This is a genomic window from Streptomyces mutabilis (genome assembly GCF_046628145.1).
In the GTDB taxonomy this organism is placed as follows: Bacteria; Actinomycetota; Actinomycetes; order Streptomycetales; family Streptomycetaceae; genus Streptomyces; species Streptomyces mutabilis.
Window position 1 is genome coordinate 1,175,220 of record NZ_CP176874.1, and the last position, 20,985, is coordinate 1,196,204.

The window sequence follows — 20,985 nt, forward strand, 5'->3', positions numbered from 1 at the left end:
TGTGGTACTCGGAGCGAGCGGACAGATCGGACGGGTGGCCGTGGGGGCGCTGGCCCGGGACGGCTGGGAGGTGACGGCCCTCTCGCGGAGCGGCGGCCGGGACGCGGGCTGGCCCGAGGAGGTGCGCGCGGAGACGTGCGACCGGGAGGACGACGCGGCCCTGTCCGCGGCGGTCGGCGACGGTTGCGACGTCCTCGTGGACATGGTGGCGTTCGGGGAGGGCCACGCGCGGCAGCTGGTCTCGCTCGCCGGACGGGTCGGCTCGGCGGTGGTGATCTCCAGCATGTCGGTCTACGAGGACGACAAGGGCCGCAACTTCGACACGCAGGCCGAACCGGACGGCTTCCCGGAGTACCCGGTACCGGTCACCGAGGAGCAGCGGACGGTTCCTCCGGGCGACACGTCGTACATCACCCGCAAGACGGCACTGGAGCGGGAACTTCTCGCGGCGGGCGACCGGCTGCCGGTCACGCTGCTGCGCGCGGGCGCGGTCCACGGGCCGTACTGCCGCACCCCGCGCGAGCTGTACTTCGTCAAGCGCAACCTGGACGGCCGGCGACGGCGCGTCCTCGCGTACGGCGGTGCGAGCCGCTTCCACCCGGCGAGCGTGCACAACATCGCCGAGCTGATCCGGCTGGCGGCGCCGCGGCCGGGCACGCGCGTCCTGAACGCGGTCGACGAAGAGGCGCCGACAGTCGCGGAGATCGGGGCGGCGATCGACGCGGTGATGGGCGTGGAGACCGAGGACGTGCTGCTGGACGGTCCGCCGGCGGGCGGCGTGGGCGACACTCCGTGGTCGGTGCCCGTACCGGTCGTGTGCGACATGACGGCGGCGCGGCGGGAGCTGGGCTACCGCCCGGTGGTGGAGTACGCCGAGACCCTGCCGGAGACGGTCGCGTTCATCGAGGAGCGGCTGGCCGGGCGGGACTGGCGGGAGGCGTACCCGAAGATGTCCGCGAACTACGGCGACCTCTTCGACTACGCGGCGGAGGACGCCTGGCTGGCGGCACGGCGGGCGTGAGGACGAGGGAGGGGCGGCCGGATCGGTCCGGCCGCCCCTCCCCCCCCCCGTGGTGCCTCGCAGGCGTTACGGCTTGGGCGTGGCGTGCGGGGCGCAGGTCACGTCCCTGGCGTCCACCTTCCCGGTGAGCAGGTAGGTGTCGACCCGGTCGTTGACGCACGGGTTGACCAGGCCGGTCACACCGTGCGAACCGGCGTCCCGTTCGGTGATCAGGCGCGATCCCTCGAACCGCTGGTGCAGTTCGACGGCGCCTTCGTACGGGGTGGCCGCGTCCCGCTCGGACTGGACGATCAGCACCGGGGGAAGTCCCTTGCCGGTCTTGACGTCCACCGGGGTGTGCTGCTTGACCGGCCAGGTGGCGCACGGCAGGTTCATCCAGGCGTTGGCCCAGGTCATGAACGGGTGGTCGCGGTGCAGCCGGGTGTTGTCCCGGTCCCACTTGCGCCAGTTCGTGGGCCACTTGGCGTCGGCGCACTCGACGGCGGTGTAGACGGCGTTGCCGTTCTCCGCGGAGGCGTTGCCCGCGGTGTCGGTGAGGTCGGGGGCGGCGGCGTCGACGAGGGCCTGGGTGTCACCGGCGACGTACTTGCTGAAGACCGTCGCGACCGGCACCCACGCCGAGTCGTAGTACGGGGCGCTCTGGAAGAAGGAGATCAGCTCCGCCGGGCCGACGACCCCGCCGAGGGGCTCCTCCTTGGCGGTGGCGCGCAGCTTCAGCCACTGCTCCTGGACCTCGGCGCGGGTGTCGCCGAGGTGGAAGGTCGCGTCGTTCTCCGCGACCCAGTCCTGCCAGTCCTTCCAGCGTTGCTCGAAGGCGACGTCCTGGTCCAGGTTGGCCTGGTACCAGATCTTCTCGCGGGACGGGTTGACGACGCTGTCGACGACCATCCGGCGCACGTGGTCCGGGAAGAGGGTGCCGTAGACCGCGCCGAGGTAGGTGCCGTAGGAGACGCCGAGGTAGTTGAGCTTCTTCTCGCCGAGGGCGGCACGGATGACGTCGAGGTCGCGCGCGGTGTTCGGCGTCGTCATGTGCGGCAGCATCCAGCCGCTGCGCTCGTGGCAGCCCTCGGCGTACTCGCGGGCCAGCTTGCGCTGGGCGCGCTTGTCGGCCTCGGAGTCGGGCACGGGGTCCATCTTGGGTGCCTTGACGAACTCCTGCGGGTCGACGCAGGAGATGGGCGTGGACTTGCCGACGCCGCGCGGGTCGAAGCCGACGAAGTCGTACGCCTTCGCCGCCTTCGCCCATACGGCGCTCTTGCTCGTCACGCGGGCCGGGAAGCGCAGGCCGGAGCCGCCGGGGCCGCCGGGGTTGTAGATGAGCGCGCCCTGGCGCTCGGCCTTCGTGCCGGTGTTGCCGATGCGGTCCACGGCGATCTCGATCTGCTTGCCGAACGGCTCGGCGTAGTCGAGCGGCACCGTGACGTAGCCGCACTGGATGGGCTTGGGCAGGTTCCAGTCGGCGGGGCAGTCCTGCCAGTCGACGCCGGCCTTCGCGGCGCGGGCCGCGGCGATGGCGGCTCCCCTGGCCTCCCGGTCCCCGCCCTTGGCGTTCCCCTGGCCGGTCGACGGAGCGGCGCTCGCGGCGGGCGCCGTGACGGCGCCGGCTATCAGGGTGGCGGTGACGAGCGCGCCGGCCGTGCCGAGCGCCGCCGTCCTCCGCCCCAGTCTGCTCTTCCTCAAGTGGCCCTCCCCGTACGTGTTCGCGACAAGTACGGGGATCTTCGCGGCTGTGCGTTCCCTGAGAACAGAGGCAGTACTACTTCTTTGCCAATCCGATAAACGGATATGGGCGTTCGGTCGGCGGGCCTCAGCCCAGCGTGGCCAGCCCCGCCTCCAGCAGCCGCCTGAGCCGCAGCCCGTCCGGCGCCACGGCCGTCACCAGCGCGGCGGGCCCGGCGAGCGGCAGCACGGCCGCGCCCTCCGCGAAGGCGCTCGCCCGCGGCGGCTCGGCAGCGAACTCCGGCCGTACGACGACCAGCTGGCCCACGGCACGGTGTCCCGCCAGCCCGGCGGGGCCGTCCCAGCCACCCGGCGCGCCCGAACCGCAGGCCAGCTCCTGGTCGAGGACGCACCGGCCGGCGACCCGTACGGTCAGACGGCTGCTGAGCCGTCCGGGTTCCTCACCGGACCGCCCGAGCATCTGCTCCTCGCGCAGCAGCAGCCGCCCCGTGGCGGCGAGGTCGACGCGGGTGGCGACGGAGAGGTCGCTGCCGTACGCGGAGATCAACTGCTCCGGCAGCCAGCGCAGTTCCGCGTCGTCTCCGACGGTGAGCCGCACGTCGTAGCGGGCCCCGGCCTTGTCCTGGCCCGGCAGGGCGAGCGTGGCGGCGGCCGAGCCGACCCGCAGCCGGGCACCCTCGGCCGCCTCGGCGGTCACCGTGAAGTGGTCACCGCCCAGCGGCCCGCTCATCGCACCGACGAGCATGACGTGGGCCTCGGCACCGCTCCCCCGGGTCCGCCGCACCGCGAGCGGGCCCTCGCCCTCCAGCACGGGCAGGGCGGTGCCGCCCCGCCCGTCACCGCGGGCGAGGACGCGCGCCCTGGCCCGTACGCCGGCCGGGGTCGTCACGCGGTCCACGCGGCGATCCGGGCGCGCACCCAGTCGGCCACGTCCCGCACCCCGTCCTCACTCCGCAGCGACTGCAGCACCACGGGCAGTTCACCGCGCTGCGCCTTCGCGTCGGCCGCCATCCGCGCGAGGTCCGAGCCGACGTACGGGGCGAGGTCGGTCTTGTTGACGATCAGCAGGTCGGCGGTGCTGACGCCGGGCCCGCCCTTGCGCGGGATGTCGTCGCCGCCCGCCACGTCGATCACGAAGATCTGGGCGTCGACGAGGCCCTTGGAGAAGGTGGCGGTCAGGTTGTCGCCCCCGGACTCCACCAGGACGAGGTCCAGCGGCCCGACCTCCTCCTCCAGGTCCTCGACCGCTTCGAGGTTGGCGGAGATGTCGTCCCGGATCGCGGTGTGCGGGCAGGCGCCCGTCTCCACGGCGCTGATCCGCTCCGGCGGCAGTACCGCCTCGCGGAGCAGGAACTCGGCGTCCTCGCGGGTGTAGATGTCGTTGGTGACTACGGCGAGGGACAGCTCCGCGCGCAGCGCCCGGCAGAGCGCGGCGACGGTCGCGGTCTTGCCCGACCCGACGGGCCCGCCGAGCCCGATACGCAGGGCACGGCGGGTGCCGTCGGGCCGGTGGGCGTCGGCGGAGACGGCGGGGGTGGTGGTGTGGTGATCACCAAGATGCACGATACGGCTCCTATGAAAGCTGAGGCCGGCTGACGCAGCCCGTCCGGCGTTCGAGGACGAGGCCGTTCAGGGCCGAAGGGGGGGCCAGGGGGGCGGAGCCCCCTGGCGGGGTCGAAGGGGCAGAGCCCTGGATTCGGGAACGGGAAAGGGCGGCGGGGGCGGAAGAACCCCTCTACGAGGCGAACAACCGCACAGCCCAGGCGGCATGCGCCTCCGCCCCGATCTCCAGCAACGGCGCGGACCGCGCGGGCAGCACGTCGACCCCCTCGGTCACGGCCGCCCGCCCCGCGTCCACGGCGTCCCGCGCCACCCGGTCCAGGTCGGGCGCGAGCCGCGCGAGTACGCCGGTCGCGTCGAACGGGTCGAGCGAGAGCAGCCGCACCACGGCTGTGGCCGGCCCGCTCACGCCCTCGTAGGCGGAGCAGTACGCCGCGTCCAGCGGCCCGAGCCCGGCCGCGCGGGCGGTCAGCCCCATGACGACCGGCTGGTGGGCGCCCTTCGGGAACCGCCGCGCCAGCGCGTCGAGTTCGGGATGCGGCCAGGTCGCCCGGGCCGCCCGCATGAGCTGCCGGCCGAGTCTGCGCGCCGCCACCCGCAGGGCGGGCGAGGGCGTACGTGCGTCCGCGGCGAGGTCGAGTTCCCCGGGGTCGGCGCCGAGGGACGCCGCCGCCGCGAGCGATGCCGCCACGGCCCCGCTCGTGTGCAGCCGCCCCCGGCAGAACTCCTCCAGGCTCGCGGCGTCGGTGATGTGTCCCGCCCGGACGGCGGCCTCCGCCCCGCCGGAGTGGGCGTGCCCTCCGGCGGGGAAGCGGCCGTCCGCGAGGACGAGCAGTGCTGCGCGGCTCATGACGCCGCTCAGAAGAGGAAGTACCGCTGCGCGAGCGGCAGTTCGGCGACGGGCGCGGGATCGACGAGCTCGCCGTCGATGGTCACAGCGAAGGAGTCCGCGGCGACCTCGACGCGCGGCAGGGCGTCGTTCTGCCGCATGTCCGCCTTGGTACGGCCCCGGGTCGACCGGATGGGCACCAACTCCCGTCCGATGCCCAGGCGCTGCGGCAGCCCGTCCTCGATGGCCGCCTCGGCCACGAAGGCCACCGAGTTGGCGGCCGGAGCACTGCCCAGGGCGCCGAACATGGGGCGCGGCAGGACCGGCTGCGGGGTAGGGATGGAGGCGTTGGCGTCGCCCATCTGCGCGTACGCGATCTGTCCGCCCTTGAGGACCAGTTGCGGCTTCACGCCGAAGAACTTCGGGTCCCACAGCACCAGGTCGGCCAGCTTGCCGGTCTCCACGGAGCCGACCTCGTGCTCGATGCCCTGGGCGACGGCGGGGTTGATGGTGTACTTGGCGACATAGCGACGGGCGCGCAGGTTGTCGGCCCGGTGGTCACCGGGGAGGAATCCGCGCCGCCGCTTCATCACGTGCGCGGTCTGCCAGGTGCGCAGGATCACCTCGCCGATGCGGCCCATGGCCTGGGCGTCCGACGACATGATGGAGATCGCCCCCATGTCGTGGAGGATGTCCTCGGCCGCGATGGTGCTCGGCCGGATGCGGGACTCGGCGAAGGCCAGGTCCTCGGGGACCGCCGGGTTCAGGTGGTGGCAGACCATCAGCATGTCGAGGTGTTCCTCGACGGTGTTGACGGTGTGCGGCCTGGTCGGATTGGTGGACGCCGGCAGCATGTTGGGCAGCGAGACGGCCGTGATCATGTCAGGTGCGTGGCCGCCGCCGGCGCCCTCGACGTGGAAGGCGTGCAGGGTGCGGCCGGCGACGGCGTCGAAGGTGTCGCCGACGAATCCGGCCTCGTTGAGGGTGTCGGTGTGGACGGCGAGCTGGACGCCGGACTCCTCGCACACGTCCAGGCAGGCGGAGATCACCGCGGGCGTCGCGCCCCAGTCCTCGTGGATCTTGAAGCCGAGGATGCCGGCGCGCAGTTGGTCGCGCATGGACTCCTTGGACATCGTGCTGCCCTTGCCCAGGAAGCCGATGTTGACGGGGCTGGCCTCCAGGGCGGCGAACATCCGCGCGAGGTGCCAGGAGCCGGGCGTGACGGTCGTCGCCTTGCTGCCCTCGGCGGGACCCGTGCCGCCGCCGATGAGGGTGGTGATGCCGGAGGCGAGCGCCTCGTCGACGGCGACCGGCGAGATGAAGTGGACGTGGGTGTCGATGCCGCCCGCGGTGATGATCTTGCCGTTGCCCGCGATGACCTCCGTCTCGGGACCGATGACGAGGTCGGGGTGGACACCGTTCATGGTCTCCGGGTTGCCGGACTTGCCGATGCCGGTGATGCGGCCGTCGCGGATGCCGATGTCCGCCTTGACGATGCCCCAGTGGTCGATGATCAGGGCACCGGTGACAACGGTGTCGGGGGCTCCGTCGGCGCGGGTGGCACGGGACTGGCCCATGGACTCGCGCAGCACCTTGCCGCCACCGAAGACGGCTTCGTCGCCGGAGCGGCCGGGGCCGCCCGAGCGGTCCTCCTCGATCTCCACGAGGAGGTCGGTGTCGGCGAGGCGGACGCGGTCACCGGTGGTCGGGCCGAACAGGTCGGCGTAGGCGGTACGGGTCAGTTCAGGCATCGAGGGCACCTCCGGTCTCGCCGCGCAGACCCACGACGACGCGGGCGCCCGCGAGGGGGACGAGTTCCACGTCGACCGGGATGCCCGGCTCGAACCGGACGGCGGTGCCGGCGGCGATGTGCAGCCGCCTGCCGCGGGCCGCGCCGCGGTCGAAGTCGAGACCGGGGTTGGCCTCGGCGAAGTGGTAGTGGGAGCCGACCTGGACGGGCCGGTCGGCGGTGTTGAGCACGGTCAGACGGACGCTCGGGCGTCCCTCGTTGAAGGCGACCGGCTCGTCGGCGAAGAGGATCTCTCCGGGAATCATGGCTGCCGTCCCCGTCAGATGATCGGATCGTGGACGGTGACCAGCTTGGTGCCGTCGGGGAAGGTGGCCTCGACCTGCACGTCGTGGATCATCTCGGGGATCCCCTCCATGACCTCGTCGCGCTGGATCAACTTGCGCCCGGAGGCCATGAGTTCACCGACCGTACGGCCGTCCCGGGCACCTTCGAGGATGTGTGAGGTGATCAGGGCGACCACCTCGGGATGGTTGAGCTTCACACCGCGAGCGCGGCGCTTCTCGGCCACGTCCGCGGCCACATGGATGAGCAGTCGTTCCTGCTCGTGCGGGGTCAGTTGCATTTACCACCTCACAGGGCATGACGCCAGGACCGGGCGTCCGGCTGCCGCGTCCACCGCGACGGCTCTAGATGTAACACACATGAATGCGCCGCAATGCACACGCCGGTGTTCAAAAACCGCAGGTGGATAGGGGTGGAGAGTAGGGCTACAGTGTTTCCGTCACGTCACCCTTTCTTGACCGACTGATTACCGGTGCCGTCGGCGGCCTCCCGCATGCTCAACAGCCCTCGCACGCCCTCCTGGAGCGCCTCCGGGGAGAAGCTGCCGAACAGCGCGTACTGGGCCCCGAAGCCCTGCACCGTCGCCATCAGCGTCCGGGCCACGGCGTCCGGGTCGACGTCGTCGCGCATCATGCCCGCTTCCTGGTAGCGGGCGACGACCTTGGCCCAGGACGCCAGGACCTTGGCGAAGCCCTCGTCCAGCAGGGCGGAGAGCGTCTCGTTGCGCAGCGTCTCGGTCCAGGCCTGGATCATGAGGCGCGGGAACAGCCACTGGTCGTCGTCCGTCAGCGCCGGCCGCTCCCGCGCCATGTGCTCCAGCGTGCGGGCGATGAGTTCGTCGGGCATGGCCGGCGGGTCCTCCTGCGCGGCACGCTCGTACACGTCCCGGATGGCGCCCAGGACCTCGGCGACGATGGCCTCGATCAGCTCCTCCTTGCCGCCGAAGTAGCGGTAGACGGCTCCCGCCGAGAGGTCGACCTCTTTCAGCACGTCCTGCATCGACGTGGCGTGGAAGCCGTTGCGGGCGAAGCAGAGCGCGGCGCCGTCGAGGATCTGCCGGCGGCGGGCGTCGAGGTGTTCCTGGGATACGCGGGCCATGAAGCCCAACCTAAAACGAACGTTCCTTCTTGACAAGGCGCCGCGGACGGTCGCACGGTGGTGACATAACCAAAACGAACGATCCTTCTTTTTGAGGAGTCCTCATGGACACTCGTCGCGTGATCGGTGTGATCGTCCTGGTCCCGGTCCTGGTGGCGCTGGCCCTGTGGGCCTTCGCCTGGCCGGCCTCCCGTACCGCACCCCGCGACCTGCCGCTCGGGGTGGCGGGTCCGCCCGCCGCGGTCGCCCAGGTGGAACAGCGGCTCACCCAGCGCGAGGGCGCCTTCGAGATCCACCGCTACGCCGACGAGGCCGCGGCCCGCGACGCCGTCGAGGACCGGACCGTCTACGGCGCGGTGGTGGCCGGCGGCAAGGACCCGAAGCTCCTCACGGCCTCCGCGGCGAGCCCCACCGTCGCCCAGCTGTTGCGGCAGGCGGTGACCGGGCAGGCGTCCGCCGCGGGGGCCCCGGTCCAGGTCGTCGACGTGGTGCCCGCACCCGGCGCGGATCCGCGCGGCGCGGCCCTGAGCGCGAGCGTGCTGCCGCTGGCGCTGGCCGGAATCGCGACGGGCGCGGTGGTGACCCTGCTGGGGCTGCGCGGCGCCCGCGCGGCCGTCGCCCTGGTCGGCGCCGCCGCGCTGACCGGCCTGGTCGCGGCGGCGATCGCGCACAGCTGGCTCGGGGCGGTCACCGGGGACTGGTGGACCGTGGCCGGCGTGTTCGGACTGTCGGTCCTGGCCGTGGGCGCGGGCACCGCCGGGCTGGCGGCACTGCTCGGCCGCGCGGGTCTCGCGCTGAGCGGAGCGGTGATGATGCTGCTGGGGAACCCCTTCTCGGGAGCCTCCTCGGCGCCGGAGCTCCTGCCCCAGCCGGCCGGGGCGATCGGCCAGTGGCTGCCGCCGGGCGCGGGCGCCTCACTGCTGCGATCGGTGTCGTTCTTCGACGGTGCCGCCGCCACCGGCCCCGCACTGACACTCACCTGGTGGACGCTGCTGGGCCTGGGTGCGGTCGTGGTGGGCGGGGCCCTGGGGCGCCGCACGCGCGGTGACGCACCGGCACCGGACGGGGCACCGGCTCCGGCCCCGGTCGCCTGAGCCCGACTCATACGCCGTGACCCTCGGCCACCGGGCCGGGGGCACGGCTCGTCGACGCACGCACCGGCCCCGTCGGCCCGTCCCGGCGGGCGGGCCACGACTCCTAGGACGGGTTCGGCCCCCGGCGTTCCGCCGCGATGCCGAAGCGATGGCCCTCCCGGGGCGCGGAGGCGGCGGTGTCGCCGACGCGCGAGACCGAGGTGGCCACCCGGTCCCCGGGGGGATCCTGCGGGGCCTCCAGTCGCTCGAGGTCGGCGGCGGAGACCAGGGCGACGAGAGGCTTGCCGTGTCTGGTCACGACGACCCGCTCACCGCCGTACACCACCCGGTTGATCAGGTCGGCGAGCTCAGCCCTGGCTTGCGTCACCGGAATCTCGTAGGCCATGGCCCCAGCTTACGGTTCGGGCCCCGGCGACCGGCCGCGCCACCGAGCGGCGGCGAACACCGCCCGCCGTCGGCCCGACGCCCCGCTGCCGGCGAACCCGTTCCCTCTCGGCACTCTCCTCACTCGACGTACGTCCTGTACATTTTTTACAGAGACAACGCAGCCGGCGACGGTTCTGTCACGCCTGCCACGAGGAGGGGTTCGTCATGACCCGCCCGTCCGCCCGCCACGCCCTGCCCGAGTTCACCGAGCGCACCGGTGCCGGGCCGGCCCTGACCGGACCCGTTCAGGGGCAGGCCAGCGACCTGGCCATCCAGGCCGACGAGTTGACCCGCGTCCGTGGCCTCCTGGAGGAGATCCTCGTTCGGCACACCGGCCGCACCCCGGAGCAGGTGAGCGCGGACATCGGGCGGGACACGATCCTGGACGCGCGGCAGGCCCTGGAGTACGGCCTGGTGGACCGGATCGTGCCCGGCCGCGGGGTCGCGCCCGGCACGCCCGGCGCGAGGTGAGCCGCCGATGCTGCCCCCGGAACCGCCTCCGCTGCCCGCCCTCACCCGCGCCGAGGCCGAACTGATCGACCGCTACCTGGAGGTCGTCGACCTGCTCGGACGCATCAACCCGACCCTGGACGGCGAGCGGCGCACGGCGCGGGTCAGCCTCCCGCCGGGTCCCGGCACTTGAGCGGCGCGGCGCCGAAACGGACCAAACGGCGTACCCCCTTTCGGCGTAGGAACACCTCCGATTTCCGGCTGCCCGGGCTTGCGCAAACCTCGTGCCCAGAAGCCGGAACGATTCACTCCGCCGCTGGTCCCGGCATCGCCACCGCACCCGACGGGGGGTCGAACAGAGAACCGTCCACCCGAACGGGTGAGTGGTGAGTAACAACACAAAGGGCACGTTCCGTTGGGAATTTCCCCCCGGGCGGGACAAGATCCGTGACTGACGACAAGCCCCCGCCGCAGCGGCGGGGCGGTCCGGGCGGACGCCGAGTCCTGCCGCCGCCCGGACGACCGGTCGACAGGAGTGGATCGGCAGGAGTGGAGGACCCGAGCACGACGGGTCGCCGGAACGGTCGCCTCCGTGAGGCAGGCACCGGGCCGAGCAGCCCTTGGGGTGAAGCCGCACCCGTGCGGCCGGGCAACTTCGCCAGCCCGAATCCGACAGGTCATCCTTCACAGGCGGCTGACGAAGGGTTGCGCATGTCTGCGCTCAATCGAGTCCCGTCGCTGATGGTCCGTGCCGGTACGGCCTCCGCTCTCACCCTCGCCGCAGTGGGCGGCTCCGTCGTGGTTCCCGGTGTCGCCTCCGAGGCGGCCGCCGCGAGCCACGCGACGAAGGCGCTCCAGATCGCGGCCTCCAAGAAGGGTTCACCCTACAAATGGGGCGCCACCGGACCAAGCAGGTTCGACTGCTCCGGGCTGACGCTGTACTCGTTCAAGAAGGCCGGCAAGAAGCTGCCGCGCACCGCGGCCCAGCAGTACAACAAGACCCGGCACATCTCGGCCAAGAACCGCAAGGTCGGCGACCTGGTCTTCTTCCACTCGGGCCGCAGTGTCTACCACGTCGGCATCTACGCCGGGAAGGGAAAGATCTGGCACGCCCCGAAGACCGGGGACGTGGTGCGCCTGCAGAAGATCTGGACCGGCAGCGTCTGGTACGGCCGGGTCAAGTAGCCCGCCCGGGAAGGGCGACGGTGTCCTGACGCGCCGTCGCCCTTCCCGGGTGCCGGGTACGCGCGCGCCCGGTGCCCGCGGTCACCGCCGGGGCTCCTGACGTCCCGCGCTCCGCCCCACGGCCGCGGCCGGTTCGGGAGTCACCGGACGATCCGGCGGCGTCCAGGGAAGTTCGATGGAGACGGTCTTGCCCCCCTCGCGCGTGGGGCGCACTCTCAGCCTGCCGCCGCACTCCGCCGCCAGCCAGCGAATGATCACCATGCCCCGGCCGTTGTCCTGCTGGACGGCGGCCGGCAGGCGTTTGGGGAAACGCGGATGGCTGTCGGTGACGCCGACGCGCAGCCACTCGTCGTGGTCGAGCACGAGGTCCACCGTGAAGGTGGGCGACTGGCCGAAGGTGTGCTGGACCGCGTTGGTCGCCAGCTCGGAGACGACGAGCCGGACGGTCTCGGACACCTCCGCCTCCGCCGGCAGGCCCCACTCCTCCAGCGTGCCGACCACGTAGGTCCGCGCGGCGGCCACCGAGGCCGGATCGCTCGGCAGAGTGACGGATGCTTCCAGATGGTCTGCCATGGCGACGTCGTCCCTTTCCCACGGGACCGCAGTCCGACACGGAGCGGATGGTTCGAGTACGGTCCCGGACTGGTGCTTCGCCGCCAGAGTGCCATCACCGGGGCGATGGAGGGTGGCGATCCACCAACATATGCATATATCTGTCGCTCGAAGCGGTGAACTCTGCGACGGCAGAGCGTATTCGGGCGGCTCATAAGGAGTAAGGAGTGGTCCATGCAGCACGGTCCCGTGGTGCGCCGCCGGAAGCTGGGCGCCGAACTGCGCGCCCTGCGGACGTCGGCGGGGATCACCAGCGGTGAGGCGGCCCGGCTGGTGGGCTGGCACCAGTCGAAGGTCAGCCGGATCGAGACCGGCACGAGCGGGGCGAAACCCGCCGACGTGCGGTTACTGCTGGACGCCTACGGTGTGGACGACGCCCAGTTGCGGGAGTTGCTGGTGGTGCTGGCCGGCACCGACGAGCCGGGCGGCCGCAACCACTGGTGGCACGCCTATCGCGGGGTGCTCCCGCCGACCTACCGCGACTTCATCAGCCTGGAGTCCCAGGCGAGCGCGATGCGCACACTGGAGACCACGGTGGTCCCCGGCCTGCTGCAGACGCCGGGAGACCACGGTGGTCCCCGGCCTGCTGCAGACGCCGGAGTACGCCCGCGCGGTGACGCGCGCCGCGGTGGACGGACTGCCCGAGGAGCGGCTGGACACGTTGGTGGAGGTCCGGCTGGCCCGGCAGGACGTGCTGCGGGCCGAGCCGCCCCTGGAGCTGAGCGCGGTCCTGGACGAGGCGGTACTGCGCCGCGAGGTGGGCGGTCCGGAGGTCATGGCCCGTCAGCTGGACCGACTGGTCGAGGCCGCGCGCCTGCCCCATGTCCGGCTCCGGGTACTCCCGTTCGCCGCCGGGGCGCACATCGGCGTCACCGGCCCTTTCGTAATCTTCTCATTTTCGAACACTTCTGATCTCGACGTGGTTGTTCTCGACCACTTGACGAGTAGCCTGCATCTCGAACGGAAAGAAGACCTAGAGGCCTATACCGAGGCCTTCAACGCCCTTCTGGTTCATGCCCTTTCGCCCGAGGACTCGTTGGACTTCATCGCCGCGACCGCGGCAGGCGCGTAAGGAGGCACCATGTCAGGCACCACGTCAGGCTCCGCGACGGAACGTGTGCGGAGCGTCCCCGTCAGTACCGAGCTGTCCGGTCTGCGGTGGCTGCGCAGCAGCTACAGCACCGGAGCGAACAACTGTGTGGAGACGGCCCGGCCGTCGTCCGGTCCCTGGACCGGACTGCTCGCCGTGCGCGACTCCAAGGTCCCGGCGGGACCCGCGCTGCTCTTCTCCCCCGGGAGCTGGGCGTCGTTCACCGCCGCGGTCCACCGCGACTGATCCGGCCGGGCATCGGGCGGCGCACGGCCGTGTCACGCCGACTCATGGTCGCGTTTCGCCGATGACCCGTACCGCGCGTTCGATCTGTTCCCCGGAGAGGTCCGCACGAGCGGTCAGCCTGAGCCGTGAGATGCCGTCGGGCACGGAAGGAGGTCGGAAGCAGCCCACGGCCAGGCCGGCCGCACGGCAGTCGGCCGCCCACCGTACGGCCCCCTCCGGGGAGGGGGCGCGCACCGAGACGACGGCGGCGTCCGGCCGTACCGCCTGGAGCCCGATGGCGGTCAGCCGGGCGTGCAGTTCCGCCGCCACCGCCCGCGCCCGCGCCGCCCGTTCGGGCTCGCGGCGCAGCAGTCCGAGCGCCGCCAGCGCCCCGCCCGCCGCCGCGGGAGCCAGTCCGGTGTCGAAGATGAACGTCCGGGCCGCGTTGACCAAGTGGTCGATCACCCGGGCGGGACCGAGCACGGCACCGCCCTGACTGCCGAGCGACTTGGACAGCGTCACCGTCACCACGACGTCGTCGGCGCCCGCGAGACCCACCGCCTGCGCGGCCCCGCGCCCGCCCTCGCCGAGCACCCCGAGACCGTGGGCGTCGTCGACGACCAGACCGGCCCCGAACTCCCGGCACACCTCCGCGAGTCCGGCCAGCGGCGCCGCGTCTCCGTCGACCGAGAAGACCGTGTCGGACACGGTGACGGCGTCACCGTCGTGCGTCGCCAGCGCCTTTCGCACGGCGTCCGGGTCGGCGTGCGCGACGACCTGGGTCGTTCCGCGCGCCAGCCGGCAGCCGTCGATCAGCGAGGCGTGGTTGCCCGCGTCGGAGACGACGAGGGAGCCGTGCGGGGCCAGCGCGGTGACCGCGGCGAGGTTGGCCGCGTAGCCGGAGGAGAAGACGAGCGCGGCCTCGAAGCCGCAGAAGTCGGCGAGTTCGCGTTCGAGCTCGGTGTGCAGTTCGGTCGTCCCGGTCACCAGCCGGGAGCCGGTCGCCCCGGCGCCCCAGCCCCGCGCGGCCCGCGCCGCGCCCTCGGTGACCTCCGGGTGCCGGGCCAGTCCGAGGTAGTCGTTGCTCGCCAGGTCCAGCAGCGGCGAGTCGGCCGGCCGGGGGCGCAGAGTCCGTACGAGGCCCGCCCGGCGGCGCGCCAGGGCCTGCTCGTCGATCCAGCCGAACGCCATGGATCGGTCCTCCGTCGGTTTTGTAGGCAGTGGACAGACGATAGCGGTACCGCCACCCCCGCGAGGTGTGGCAATACCCACACGGTGATCTGTCAGTGTTGTGCAAACTCTCCTTGGCCCCGGGTGGCCCCTTAGGACAGGATCGGCTCTCATGGACCTGCTGAACACGCTGGTGGACAAGGGGCTTCGGCGCGAGTCGCCGACCCGCGAGGAGGCCCTTGCCGTCCTCGCCACTTCCGACGACGACCTGCTCGATGTGGTGGCCGCGGCCGGCAAGGTGCGCCGGCACTGGTTCGGCCGACGGGTGAAGCTCAACTACCTCGTCAACCTCAAGTCGGGCCTGTGTCCCGAGGACTGCTCCTACTGCTCGCAGCGGCTCGGCTCCAAGGCCGAGATCCTGAAGTACACCTGGCTCAAGCCCGACCAGGCCTCGCAGGCCGCCGCGGCGGGCGTGGCCGGGGGCGCCAAGCGGGTGTGCCTGGTGGCCAGCGGGCGCGGGCCGACCGACCGGGACGTGGACCGGGTCTCGGACACCATCAAGGCCATCAAGGAGCAGAACGAGGCCGTCGAGGTGTGCGCCTGCCTGGGCCTGCTCTCCGACGGCCAGGCGGAGCGGCTGCGCGAGGCCGGCGCCGACGCCTACAACCACAACCTCAACACGTCCGAGGCGACGTACGGGGACATCACGACCACGCACACGTACGCCGACCGGGTGGACACGGTCAACAAGGCGCACGCCGCCGGGCTGTCCGCCTGCTCCGGGCTGATCGCGGGCATGGGCGAGAGCGACGAGGACCTGGTCGACGTGGTCTTCTCGCTGCGCGAACTGGACCCGGACTCGGTGCCGGTCAACTTCCTGATCCCGATGGAGGGCACGCCGCTCGCCAAGGAGTGGCACCTCACCCCGCAGCGTTGCCTGCGCATCCTGGCGATGACGCGGTTCGTCTGCCCGGACGTCGAGGTGCGCATCGCGGGCGGGCGCGAGGTCCACCTGCGCACGATGCAGCCGCTCGCCCTGCACCTGGCCAACTCCATCTTCCTCGGCGACTACCTCACCAGCGAGGGGCAGGCGGGCCGGGCGGACCTGGAGATGATCGCGGACGCGGGGTTCGAGGTGGAGGGCGCCGGAGAGGTGACGCTGCCGGAGCACCGGGTCGCGGGCCGGGGCGGGTGCGGGTCGCACGGGGAAGGCGGCGGCTGCGGGTCGCACGGGGAGAGCGGGGGCTGCGGGTCGTCGCACGAGGGCGGGAGCGTCTGCGGTTCCGTCCCGGCCGAAGGGGGCCGCGGCTCCGCCGCGCCCGCCGGACCGGCGGTGGCCGGCGAGCCCCGTACGGATCTGGTCGCCGTACGCCGCCGTGGAGCCGGAACGGATCTCGCGCCCAATGCCTGAGCCCGGACTGACCGTGGACGAGTTGCTGGCGCTCGACCGGCGGCACGTGTGGCATCCGTACGGCCCGATGCCAGGTCGGCAGGACCCGCTCGTCGTGGAGTCGGCGAGCGGGGTGCGGCTGCGGCCGGCCGACGGCTCGGGCGAACTGGTCGACGGCATGTCGTCCTGGTGGTCGGCGATCCACGGCTACAACCACCCGGTGCTCAACGAGGCCGCGCGCGAGCAGCTGGAGCGGATGAGTCACGTGATGTTCGGCGGGCTCACCCACGAGCCCGCCGTGCGGCTGGCGAAACTCCTTGTCGACATGTCGCCCGAAGGGCTGGAGCACGTCTTCCTCGCCGACTCCGGTTCGGTGTCGGTCGAGGTCGCCGTCAAGATGTGCCTGCAGTACTGGCGCTCGCTGGGCCGCCCGGACAAGCGCCGCCTGCTCACCTGGCGCGGTGGCTACCACGGCGACACCTGGCAGCCCATGTCGGTGTGCGACCCCGAGGGCGGGATGCACGAACTGTGGGCGGGCGTCCTGCCGCGCCAGGTCTTCGCGGACGCGCCGCCGGTCGAGTTCGAGGAGACGTACGCGGACCGTCTGCGGTCACTGATCGAACGGCACGCCGACGACCTGGCCGCGGTGATCGTCGAGCCGGTGGTGCAGGGCGCGGGCGGGATGCGCTTCCACTCCCCCGCGTATCTGCGGGTGCTGCGGGAGGCGTGCGACGCGCACGACGTGCTGCTGGTGTTCGACGAGATCGCGACCGGTTTCGGGCGTACGGGCGCCCTCTTCGCGGCGGATCACGCGGCGGTGACGCCTGACGTGATGTGCGTGGGCAAGGCGCTGACCGGCGGCTATCTGACGATGGCGGCCACGCTGTGCACGTCCGAGGTGGCCGACGGGATCTCCCGGGGCGAGGTGCCGGTGCTGGCCCACGGACCGACGTTCATGGGCAATCCGCTGGCGGCGGCCGTGGCGTGCGCGTCGATCGGGCTGCTGCTCGGGCAGGACTGGCTCGCGGAGGTCAAGCGGATCGAGGCGGGACTGCGCGACGGTCTGGCGCCGGCCGCCGGACTGCCGGGCGTGACGGACGTACGCGTCCTCGGGGCGATCGGGGTGGTGCAGCTGGACCACGCCGTCGACATGAGGGCGGCGACGGCCGCGGCGGTGCGCGAGGGCGTGTGGCTGCGGCCGTTCCGCGACCTGGTCTACACGATGCCGCCGTACGTCACGGGCGACGCGGACGTGGCACGGATCGCCCGCGCGGTGTGCGCGGCGGCACGGGAGGGATGACATGCCGGTACTGGTGATCACGGGAACGGGCACGGAGATCGGCAAGACGGTCGTGACCGCCGCCGTAGCCGCGACGGCGCTGGCGGCCGGCCGGTCGGTGGCCGTGCTGAAGGCCGCACAGACGGGCGTAGGGCCGGACGAGCCCGGGGACGCGCGGGAGGTGGCGCGCCTCGCGGGCGCGGTGACGACCGCGGAGGTCGCCCGCTTCCCGGAGCCGCTGGCTCCGGCCACGGCGGCGCGCCGGGCCGGCCGGGCGCCCGTGCGCCCGCACGAGGTGGCGGAGGCCGCGGGGAAACTGGCCACCGAGCACGACCTGGTGCTGGTCGAGGGCGCGGGCGGGCTCCTCGTGCGCTTCGACGCCGAAGGCGGGACGCTGGCGGACGTCGCCGGTCTGCTGGGCGCGCCGGTGCTGCTGGTGGCTCCGGCCGGGCTGGGCACGCTCAACACCACCGAGCTGACCGCGCGTGAGCTGCGCCGCCGCGGCCTGGAGCTGCCGGGCGTGGTGATCGGCAGCTGGCCCGGCGCCCCCGACCTCGCCGCGCGCTGCAACCTGGCGGACCTCCCCGACGTGGCCGGCGCACCGCTCCTCGGCGCCGTCCCCGCCGAAGCGGCGGCCCTCCCGCCGCCCGCCTTCCGCTCGGCGGCACCGCACTGGCTCGCGCCCCGGCTGGAAGGCACGTGGGACGCGGAGGCGTTCGGGAGACGCGAGGCGCCCTGAACCGGGGCGGGCGTCCGGGGCGGCGCCCGGGCGCCGGGAAAACGGCCGCCGCGCGGTGGGTGCGGGGCGTGTGCGCGGGGGACAATCGCGGTGAGGCACCACCTCGTGAGGGAGGCCCCATGCCGGTGCGACCCGCCCGTTCCCGCGCGGTGCCGCGGGATGCCGTGCACCACCCGCTGTTCGCCCGCTGCTACGCCCGGTTCAGTGTGAGCGCCGAGACCCGGATGGGCATGGGCCGCGTGCGCGAGCGGCTGCTCGACGGGCTGTCCGGGCGGGTGATCGAGGTCGGCGCGGGCAACGGGCTGAACTTCTCCCACTACCCGGGCACCGTCTCCGAGGTGGTCGCGATCGAACCGGAGCGCGTGCTGCGGCAGTTGGCCGTGGAAGCGGCGCTGCGCGCCCAGGTGCCGGTGGACGTGGCACCGGGCGCGGCGGAGGCGCTGCCGGTCAAGAGTGAGGCCTTCGACGCGGCCGTGGTGTCGCTGGTGCTGTGCAGTGTCCGCGACGTGCCACGGGCGCTGGGCGAGCTGAGGCGGGTGCTGCGGCCCGGCGGCGAAGTGCGGTTCTTCGAGCACGGCCGGGGCGGCGGCCGGGTGATGACCTTCACCCAGCGCGCACTGGACCGGTCGCTGTGGCCCCGGCTGAGCGGCGGCTGTCACCTGTCCCGGGAGCCGGTCGCCGCGCTGCGGGAGGCCGGGTTCACGCTGGGCCCCTACCGGCGGACGATGATGCCGGAGGACGGACCGGCCCTGCCGAGTTCGTACTGCGTGCTCGGCACGGCGTGGCGCCCGCCCGGCGACGGAGCGTAGTCACGCGCTCCACCGGCGCAGCTCGTCCGCGATGTCGTCGACCGACGCGTCGCCGTTCTTGACCAGCAGGGCCAGGTCCCGCACGTGCTCGGCCGTGGTGACGATCCGGACCCCGCTGGCGACCAGGTAGGCGTAGGCGACCGCCGAGGCGAACAGGGCGTTGGAGCGCTCCAGGGCGGGGACGTGGATCAGCAGCTGGAGAAGTGCGGCCGCGCGGGCGTGCGGACCGTCATAGACGGGGGTGTCGAATATCTCGGCCCGGTGGCGGGCGACGGCCGCGACGAGGGCTCCCCAGTCGGTGACCTGGGGGTCTCCGGGGGTGCGCTGTTCGGCCAGCATCAGCAGCCAGGCGAGATCGATCGTGAGGTCGTTCATCCGGGTGGCGTACGACGGCTCAGCGGCGGCCCTGTCCCTCGCCGACCTCCTCGGCGAACACCTTCTCGTACCGCCGCATGAAGTCGGCGGCCGCGTCCACGAAGGTGCGGCCGGCCTCGCCGGTGTCCTGCCGGACCAGTTCCTCGATGTAGCGGTTGACGCTCATCCCCCGCGCCACGGCCCGTTCCCGGGCGGCCCGGGCGGTGCCCTCGTCCACCCGCACGTTCAGCTGGGCCTTCCTGGTCTTCGCCATACCTTGAAGCTAGCGCCGGAACGCTAGCAGCGGCAAGGGCGGCGCATGAACGCACTGGCGGCCGAGGCACCCGGGTGATTGACTCCGGGCGACCGGAATTCCCGTCCCTGACAGGAGAGTTGATGTCTCGCCCGTACCGCTTCGGTGTCAACCTGACGATCTCCGCATCGGCCGACGAGTGGAACGCGAAGTGCCGACGGGCCGAGGAGCTCGGGTACGACGTCATCCAGGTACCGGACCACCTCGGCATGGTGGCGCCGTTCCCGGCGCTGGTCGCCGCGGCCCGGGCCACCGAGCGCCCCCGGCTGGGGACCTTCGTGCTCAACGCCGGCTTCTGGAACCCTGCCCTGCTGGCGCGGGAGGTGGCCACGACGGACGCCTTGACGGGCGGACGCCTGGAACTGGGGCTGGGCACCGGCTACGTACAGGCGGAGCACGACGCGGCGGGGCTGCCGTTCGGCTCGCCGGGCGAGCGGGTCGGCCATCTGCGGCGCACCGTCGAGGAGCTGGAGCGGCTGCTCGGCGACGAGGAGTACCTGCCGCGCCCGGCGCAGAAGTCCGGGGTGCCGCTGCTGATCGGCGGCAATGGCGACCGGATGCTGGAGCTGACGGCCCGGCACGCCGACATCGCCGCGTTCACGGGTGGGCGTACGGTGCGGGGCAGCACGACGGGACAGCTGGCGCCCATCACCGCCGAGGAGCTCGACGAGCGCGTCGCCCGGTACCGGGAGTTCGCGGCGGGCCGCGAGGAACCGGCGGAGCTGAACCTGCTCATCCAGATGGTCGTCGTGACCGAGGACCGTGCGGCCGCCGTCCGCCCCCTCCTGGAACACGTGCCGCATCTGACCGCGGACCGGCTGCTGGAGCTGCCCATCTTCCTGGCCGGGACCCTGGAGCAGATCACCGCGCAGGTGCGGGCGCAGCGTGAGCGGTACGGGTTCACGTACCTGACCGTGCTGGAGCCGTACATGGAGGCCTTCGCCCCGGTGATGCGGGCGCTGCGCGGCGCCTGAGGGCCGCACGGTTCCGGCGGGCCTGACGGCCCCCATGGTCTCGGCAGTCCGCATGCCGGAATTCGCGGATCGGCGCGCGCCGCTCGTGGTGGGATCGCGGCATGACCGATCTGCGCATACGGGCCGCCGGGCCCGAGGACCTGGACTCCGTACTGGCCTTCTGGAAGACGGCCGCCGAGGGGACGAGCATCAGCGACGACCGGGAGGGCGTGGAGCGGCTCGTCGCCCGCGACCCCGAGTCGCTGATCCTCGCCGAGCGGGGCGGGGACCTGGTGGGCACGGTGATCGCCGGCTTCGACGGCTGGCGCTGCCACCTGTACCGGCTGGCCGTGCATCCCGACCACCGGCGCCAGGGCATCGCATCGGCCCTGCTGACCGCCGCGGAGGAGCGGTTCGTACGGCTCGGCGGACGTCGCGGGGACGCGATGGTGCTGCTGCGCAACGAGCGGGCCCAGCATGCCTGGCGGGCCGCCGGGTACGCGCCCGAGGAACAGTGGCGACGCTGGGTGAAGCCCCTCACCGACTGAAAGGCTGTGACCACCGGCGCATGAGCGAGCCTGCATCGGCGATTTCAGGGTGCCGGACCCGGCGCTGC

The 20,985-nt window shown here is 72.7% G+C and carries 24 protein-coding genes, 2 pseudogenes and 1 riboswitch; of the genes and pseudogenes, 13 read left to right on the forward strand and 13 right to left on the reverse strand.

Annotation, left to right across the window (positions count from 1 at the left end):
• Position 1: 1 nt before the first annotated feature.
• Positions 2-1,021, forward strand: coding sequence for an NAD-dependent epimerase/dehydratase family protein (locus ACLIN4_RS05020; protein WP_411576735.1), 1,020 nt, complete (start codon positions 2-4; stop codon positions 1,019-1,021).
• A gap of 66 nt (positions 1,022-1,087) precedes the next feature.
• Here ACLIN4_RS05020 and ACLIN4_RS05025 read toward each other — a convergent pair whose 3' ends face one another.
• The 8 genes from ACLIN4_RS05025 to ACLIN4_RS05060 form a co-directional block, all read right to left on the reverse strand.
• Entirely contained in the window at positions 1,088-2,701 is a 1,614-nt protein-coding gene (locus ACLIN4_RS05025; RefSeq protein ID WP_411575535.1) for an alpha/beta hydrolase, read from the reverse strand.
• 127 nt (positions 2,702-2,828) lie between these two features.
• Positions 2,829-3,599, reverse strand: a complete 771-nt coding sequence (locus ACLIN4_RS05030; RefSeq protein ID WP_381914420.1) for an urease accessory protein UreD — start codon at positions 3,597-3,599, stop codon at positions 2,829-2,831.
• On the reverse strand, positions 3,587-4,264 hold the full coding sequence (gene ureG, locus ACLIN4_RS05035; RefSeq protein WP_382051992.1) for an urease accessory protein UreG: 678 nt from the start codon (positions 4,262-4,264) through the stop codon (positions 3,587-3,589). The genes ACLIN4_RS05030 and ureG overlap by 13 nt, the downstream gene beginning before the upstream one ends.
• Before the next feature lie 172 nt (positions 4,265-4,436).
• Positions 4,437-5,111 (reverse strand): urease accessory protein UreF, encoded by a 675-nt coding sequence (locus ACLIN4_RS05040; RefSeq protein ID WP_107479725.1) that lies wholly within the window; start codon positions 5,109-5,111, stop codon positions 4,437-4,439.
• An 8-nt stretch (positions 5,112-5,119) separates the two neighbouring features.
• Positions 5,120-6,841: an urease subunit alpha gene (locus ACLIN4_RS05045; RefSeq protein ID WP_382023314.1), complete on the reverse strand. Its 1,722-nt coding sequence runs from the start codon at positions 6,839-6,841 to the stop codon at positions 5,120-5,122.
• Positions 6,834-7,145 (reverse strand): urease subunit beta, encoded by a 312-nt coding sequence (locus tag ACLIN4_RS05050; protein ID WP_411575536.1) that lies wholly within the window; start codon positions 7,143-7,145, stop codon positions 6,834-6,836. The genes ACLIN4_RS05045 and ACLIN4_RS05050 overlap by 8 nt, the downstream gene beginning before the upstream one ends.
• A gap of 14 nt (positions 7,146-7,159) precedes the next feature.
• Positions 7,160-7,462, reverse strand: coding sequence for an urease subunit gamma (locus ACLIN4_RS05055; RefSeq protein ID WP_100048517.1), 303 nt, complete (start codon positions 7,460-7,462; stop codon positions 7,160-7,162).
• A gap of 164 nt (positions 7,463-7,626) precedes the next feature.
• On the reverse strand, positions 7,627-8,280 hold the full coding sequence (locus ACLIN4_RS05060) for a TetR/AcrR family transcriptional regulator (RefSeq protein ID WP_411575537.1): 654 nt from the start codon (positions 8,278-8,280) through the stop codon (positions 7,627-7,629).
• 104 nt (positions 8,281-8,384) lie between these two features.
• Here ACLIN4_RS05060 and ACLIN4_RS05065 point away from each other — a divergent pair, with 104 nt between their 5' ends.
• Positions 8,385-9,374: an ABC transporter permease gene (locus tag ACLIN4_RS05065; protein ID WP_107479727.1), complete on the forward strand. Its 990-nt coding sequence runs from the start codon at positions 8,385-8,387 to the stop codon at positions 9,372-9,374.
• A gap of 103 nt (positions 9,375-9,477) precedes the next feature.
• On the opposite strand, the gene ACLIN4_RS05070 is transcribed toward ACLIN4_RS05065, so the two are convergent.
• On the reverse strand, positions 9,478-9,759 hold the full coding sequence (locus ACLIN4_RS05070) for a type II toxin-antitoxin system Phd/YefM family antitoxin (RefSeq protein WP_107479728.1): 282 nt from the start codon (positions 9,757-9,759) through the stop codon (positions 9,478-9,480).
• 266 nt (positions 9,760-10,025) lie between these two features.
• On the opposite strand from ACLIN4_RS05070, the pseudogene ACLIN4_RS05075 reads away from it, so the two are divergent.
• The 3 genes and pseudogenes from ACLIN4_RS05075 to ACLIN4_RS05085 form a co-directional block, all read left to right on the forward strand.
• Positions 10,026-10,271, forward strand: a pseudogene (locus tag ACLIN4_RS05075) (ATP-dependent Clp protease proteolytic subunit); the annotation flags it as partial.
• 7 nt (positions 10,272-10,278) lie between these two features.
• Positions 10,279-10,443 (forward strand): hypothetical protein, encoded by a 165-nt coding sequence (locus tag ACLIN4_RS05080; RefSeq protein WP_179342695.1) that lies wholly within the window; start codon positions 10,279-10,281, stop codon positions 10,441-10,443.
• 370 nt (positions 10,444-10,813) lie between these two features.
• Positions 10,814-10,958, forward strand: a riboswitch (cyclic di-AMP (ydaO/yuaA leader).
• Positions 10,959-10,961: 3 nt separating this feature from the next.
• The gene (locus ACLIN4_RS05085) at positions 10,962-11,435 is read left to right on the forward strand and encodes a C40 family peptidase (RefSeq protein WP_107479730.1); all 474 of its coding nucleotides are present in this window, start codon (positions 10,962-10,964) and stop codon (positions 11,433-11,435) included.
• Positions 11,436-11,516: 81 nt separating this feature from the next.
• Here the strand turns inward: ACLIN4_RS05085 and ACLIN4_RS05090 are convergent, their stop codons facing one another.
• The gene (locus tag ACLIN4_RS05090; RefSeq protein WP_107479731.1) at positions 11,517-12,008 is read right to left on the reverse strand and encodes an ATP-binding protein; all 492 of its coding nucleotides are present in this window, start codon (positions 12,006-12,008) and stop codon (positions 11,517-11,519) included.
• A 213-nt stretch (positions 12,009-12,221) separates the two neighbouring features.
• On the opposite strand from ACLIN4_RS05090, the pseudogene ACLIN4_RS05095 reads away from it, so the two are divergent.
• Both ACLIN4_RS05095 and ACLIN4_RS05100 read left to right on the forward strand, forming a co-directional pair.
• A pseudogene (locus tag ACLIN4_RS05095) lies at positions 12,222-13,119 on the forward strand (helix-turn-helix domain-containing protein).
• A gap of 9 nt (positions 13,120-13,128) precedes the next feature.
• Positions 13,129-13,383, forward strand: coding sequence for a DUF397 domain-containing protein (locus tag ACLIN4_RS05100; RefSeq protein ID WP_107479732.1), 255 nt, complete (start codon positions 13,129-13,131; stop codon positions 13,381-13,383).
• Positions 13,384-13,425: 42 nt separating this feature from the next.
• Here ACLIN4_RS05100 and ACLIN4_RS05105 read toward each other — a convergent pair whose 3' ends face one another.
• Entirely contained in the window at positions 13,426-14,553 is a 1,128-nt protein-coding gene (locus ACLIN4_RS05105) for an 8-amino-7-oxononanoate synthase (RefSeq protein ID WP_290014510.1), read from the reverse strand.
• 151 nt (positions 14,554-14,704) lie between these two features.
• On the opposite strand from ACLIN4_RS05105, the gene bioB reads away from it, so the two are divergent.
• The 4 genes from bioB to ACLIN4_RS05125 all read left to right on the forward strand — a co-directional run bounded on the left by bioB (position 14,705) and on the right by ACLIN4_RS05125 (position 18,749).
• A complete protein-coding gene (gene bioB / locus ACLIN4_RS05110) occupies positions 14,705-15,943 on the forward strand; it encodes a biotin synthase BioB (RefSeq protein WP_289907791.1) in 1,239 nt (412 codons plus the stop codon).
• Positions 15,936-17,222, forward strand: coding sequence for an adenosylmethionine--8-amino-7-oxononanoate transaminase (locus ACLIN4_RS05115; protein ID WP_100046580.1), 1,287 nt, complete (start codon positions 15,936-15,938; stop codon positions 17,220-17,222). Before bioB ends, ACLIN4_RS05115 begins: the two co-directional genes overlap by 8 nt.
• Position 17,223: 1 nt before the next feature.
• Positions 17,224-17,940, forward strand: coding sequence for a dethiobiotin synthase (gene bioD, locus ACLIN4_RS05120; RefSeq protein WP_100046579.1), 717 nt, complete (start codon positions 17,224-17,226; stop codon positions 17,938-17,940).
• 119 nt (positions 17,941-18,059) lie between these two features.
• The gene (locus ACLIN4_RS05125) at positions 18,060-18,749 is read left to right on the forward strand and encodes a class I SAM-dependent methyltransferase (protein ID WP_107479484.1); all 690 of its coding nucleotides are present in this window, start codon (positions 18,060-18,062) and stop codon (positions 18,747-18,749) included.
• Here the strand turns inward: ACLIN4_RS05125 and ACLIN4_RS05130 are convergent, their stop codons facing one another.
• Both ACLIN4_RS05130 and ACLIN4_RS05135 read right to left on the reverse strand, forming a co-directional pair.
• Positions 18,750-19,124: a fic family toxin-antitoxin system, toxin component gene (locus ACLIN4_RS05130; RefSeq protein WP_290014507.1), complete on the reverse strand. Its 375-nt coding sequence runs from the start codon at positions 19,122-19,124 to the stop codon at positions 18,750-18,752.
• Positions 19,125-19,143: 19 nt separating this feature from the next.
• Positions 19,144-19,377, reverse strand: coding sequence for a toxin-antitoxin system HicB family antitoxin (locus ACLIN4_RS05135; RefSeq protein ID WP_107479486.1), 234 nt, complete (start codon positions 19,375-19,377; stop codon positions 19,144-19,146).
• Positions 19,378-19,499: 122 nt separating this feature from the next.
• Between ACLIN4_RS05135 and ACLIN4_RS05140 the strand changes: the two genes are divergently transcribed.
• Together ACLIN4_RS05140 and ACLIN4_RS05145 are read left to right on the forward strand one after the other, a co-directional pair.
• Positions 19,500-20,390 (forward strand): LLM class F420-dependent oxidoreductase, encoded by an 891-nt coding sequence (locus tag ACLIN4_RS05140; protein ID WP_107479487.1) that lies wholly within the window; start codon positions 19,500-19,502, stop codon positions 20,388-20,390.
• Positions 20,391-20,491: 101 nt separating this feature from the next.
• On the forward strand, positions 20,492-20,917 hold the full coding sequence (locus tag ACLIN4_RS05145; RefSeq protein ID WP_043375498.1) for a GNAT family N-acetyltransferase: 426 nt from the start codon (positions 20,492-20,494) through the stop codon (positions 20,915-20,917).
• The last annotated feature ends 68 nt before the right edge of the window (positions 20,918-20,985 follow it).

What these genes read in the sequence shown, in the direction of transcription:
- ACLIN4_RS05040 (WP_107479725.1), bottom strand. Translation starts at nt 5,111, where the DNA reads ATGAGCCGCGCAGCACTGCTCGTCCTCGCGGACGGCCGCTTCCCCGCC.
- ACLIN4_RS05045 (WP_382023314.1), bottom strand. Translation starts at nt 6,841, where the DNA reads ATGCCTGAACTGACCCGTACCGCCTACGCCGACCTGTTCGGCCCGACC.
- ACLIN4_RS05050 (WP_411575536.1), bottom strand. Translation starts at nt 7,145, where the DNA reads ATGATTCCCGGAGAGATCCTCTTCGCCGACGAGCCGGTCGCCTTCAAC.
- ACLIN4_RS05055 (WP_100048517.1), bottom strand. Translation starts at nt 7,462, where the DNA reads ATGCAACTGACCCCGCACGAGCAGGAACGACTGCTCATCCATGTGGCC.
- ACLIN4_RS05060 (WP_411575537.1), bottom strand. Translation starts at nt 8,280, where the DNA reads ATGGCCCGCGTATCCCAGGAACACCTCGACGCCCGCCGCCGGCAGATC.
- ACLIN4_RS05065 (WP_107479727.1), top strand. Translation starts at nt 8,385, where the DNA reads ATGGACACTCGTCGCGTGATCGGTGTGATCGTCCTGGTCCCGGTCCTG.
- ACLIN4_RS05070 (WP_107479728.1), bottom strand. Translation starts at nt 9,759, where the DNA reads ATGGCCTACGAGATTCCGGTGACGCAAGCCAGGGCTGAGCTCGCCGAC.
- ACLIN4_RS05080 (WP_179342695.1), top strand. Translation starts at nt 10,279, where the DNA reads ATGCTGCCCCCGGAACCGCCTCCGCTGCCCGCCCTCACCCGCGCCGAG.
- ACLIN4_RS05085 (WP_107479730.1), top strand. Translation starts at nt 10,962, where the DNA reads ATGTCTGCGCTCAATCGAGTCCCGTCGCTGATGGTCCGTGCCGGTACG.
- ACLIN4_RS05090 (WP_107479731.1), bottom strand. Translation starts at nt 12,008, where the DNA reads ATGGCAGACCATCTGGAAGCATCCGTCACTCTGCCGAGCGATCCGGCC.
- ACLIN4_RS05100 (WP_107479732.1), top strand. Translation starts at nt 13,129, where the DNA reads ATGTCAGGCACCACGTCAGGCTCCGCGACGGAACGTGTGCGGAGCGTC.
- ACLIN4_RS05105 (WP_290014510.1), bottom strand. Translation starts at nt 14,553, where the DNA reads ATGGCGTTCGGCTGGATCGACGAGCAGGCCCTGGCGCGCCGCCGGGCG.
- bioB (WP_289907791.1), top strand. Translation starts at nt 14,705, where the DNA reads ATGGACCTGCTGAACACGCTGGTGGACAAGGGGCTTCGGCGCGAGTCG.
- ACLIN4_RS05115 (WP_100046580.1), top strand. Translation starts at nt 15,936, where the DNA reads ATGCCTGAGCCCGGACTGACCGTGGACGAGTTGCTGGCGCTCGACCGG.
- bioD (WP_100046579.1), top strand. Translation starts at nt 17,224, where the DNA reads ATGCCGGTACTGGTGATCACGGGAACGGGCACGGAGATCGGCAAGACG.
- ACLIN4_RS05125 (WP_107479484.1), top strand. Translation starts at nt 18,060, where the DNA reads ATGCCGGTGCGACCCGCCCGTTCCCGCGCGGTGCCGCGGGATGCCGTG.
- ACLIN4_RS05130 (WP_290014507.1), bottom strand. Translation starts at nt 19,124, where the DNA reads ATGAACGACCTCACGATCGATCTCGCCTGGCTGCTGATGCTGGCCGAA.
- ACLIN4_RS05135 (WP_107479486.1), bottom strand. Translation starts at nt 19,377, where the DNA reads ATGGCGAAGACCAGGAAGGCCCAGCTGAACGTGCGGGTGGACGAGGGC.
- ACLIN4_RS05140 (WP_107479487.1), top strand. Translation starts at nt 19,500, where the DNA reads ATGTCTCGCCCGTACCGCTTCGGTGTCAACCTGACGATCTCCGCATCG.
- ACLIN4_RS05145 (WP_043375498.1), top strand. Translation starts at nt 20,492, where the DNA reads ATGACCGATCTGCGCATACGGGCCGCCGGGCCCGAGGACCTGGACTCC.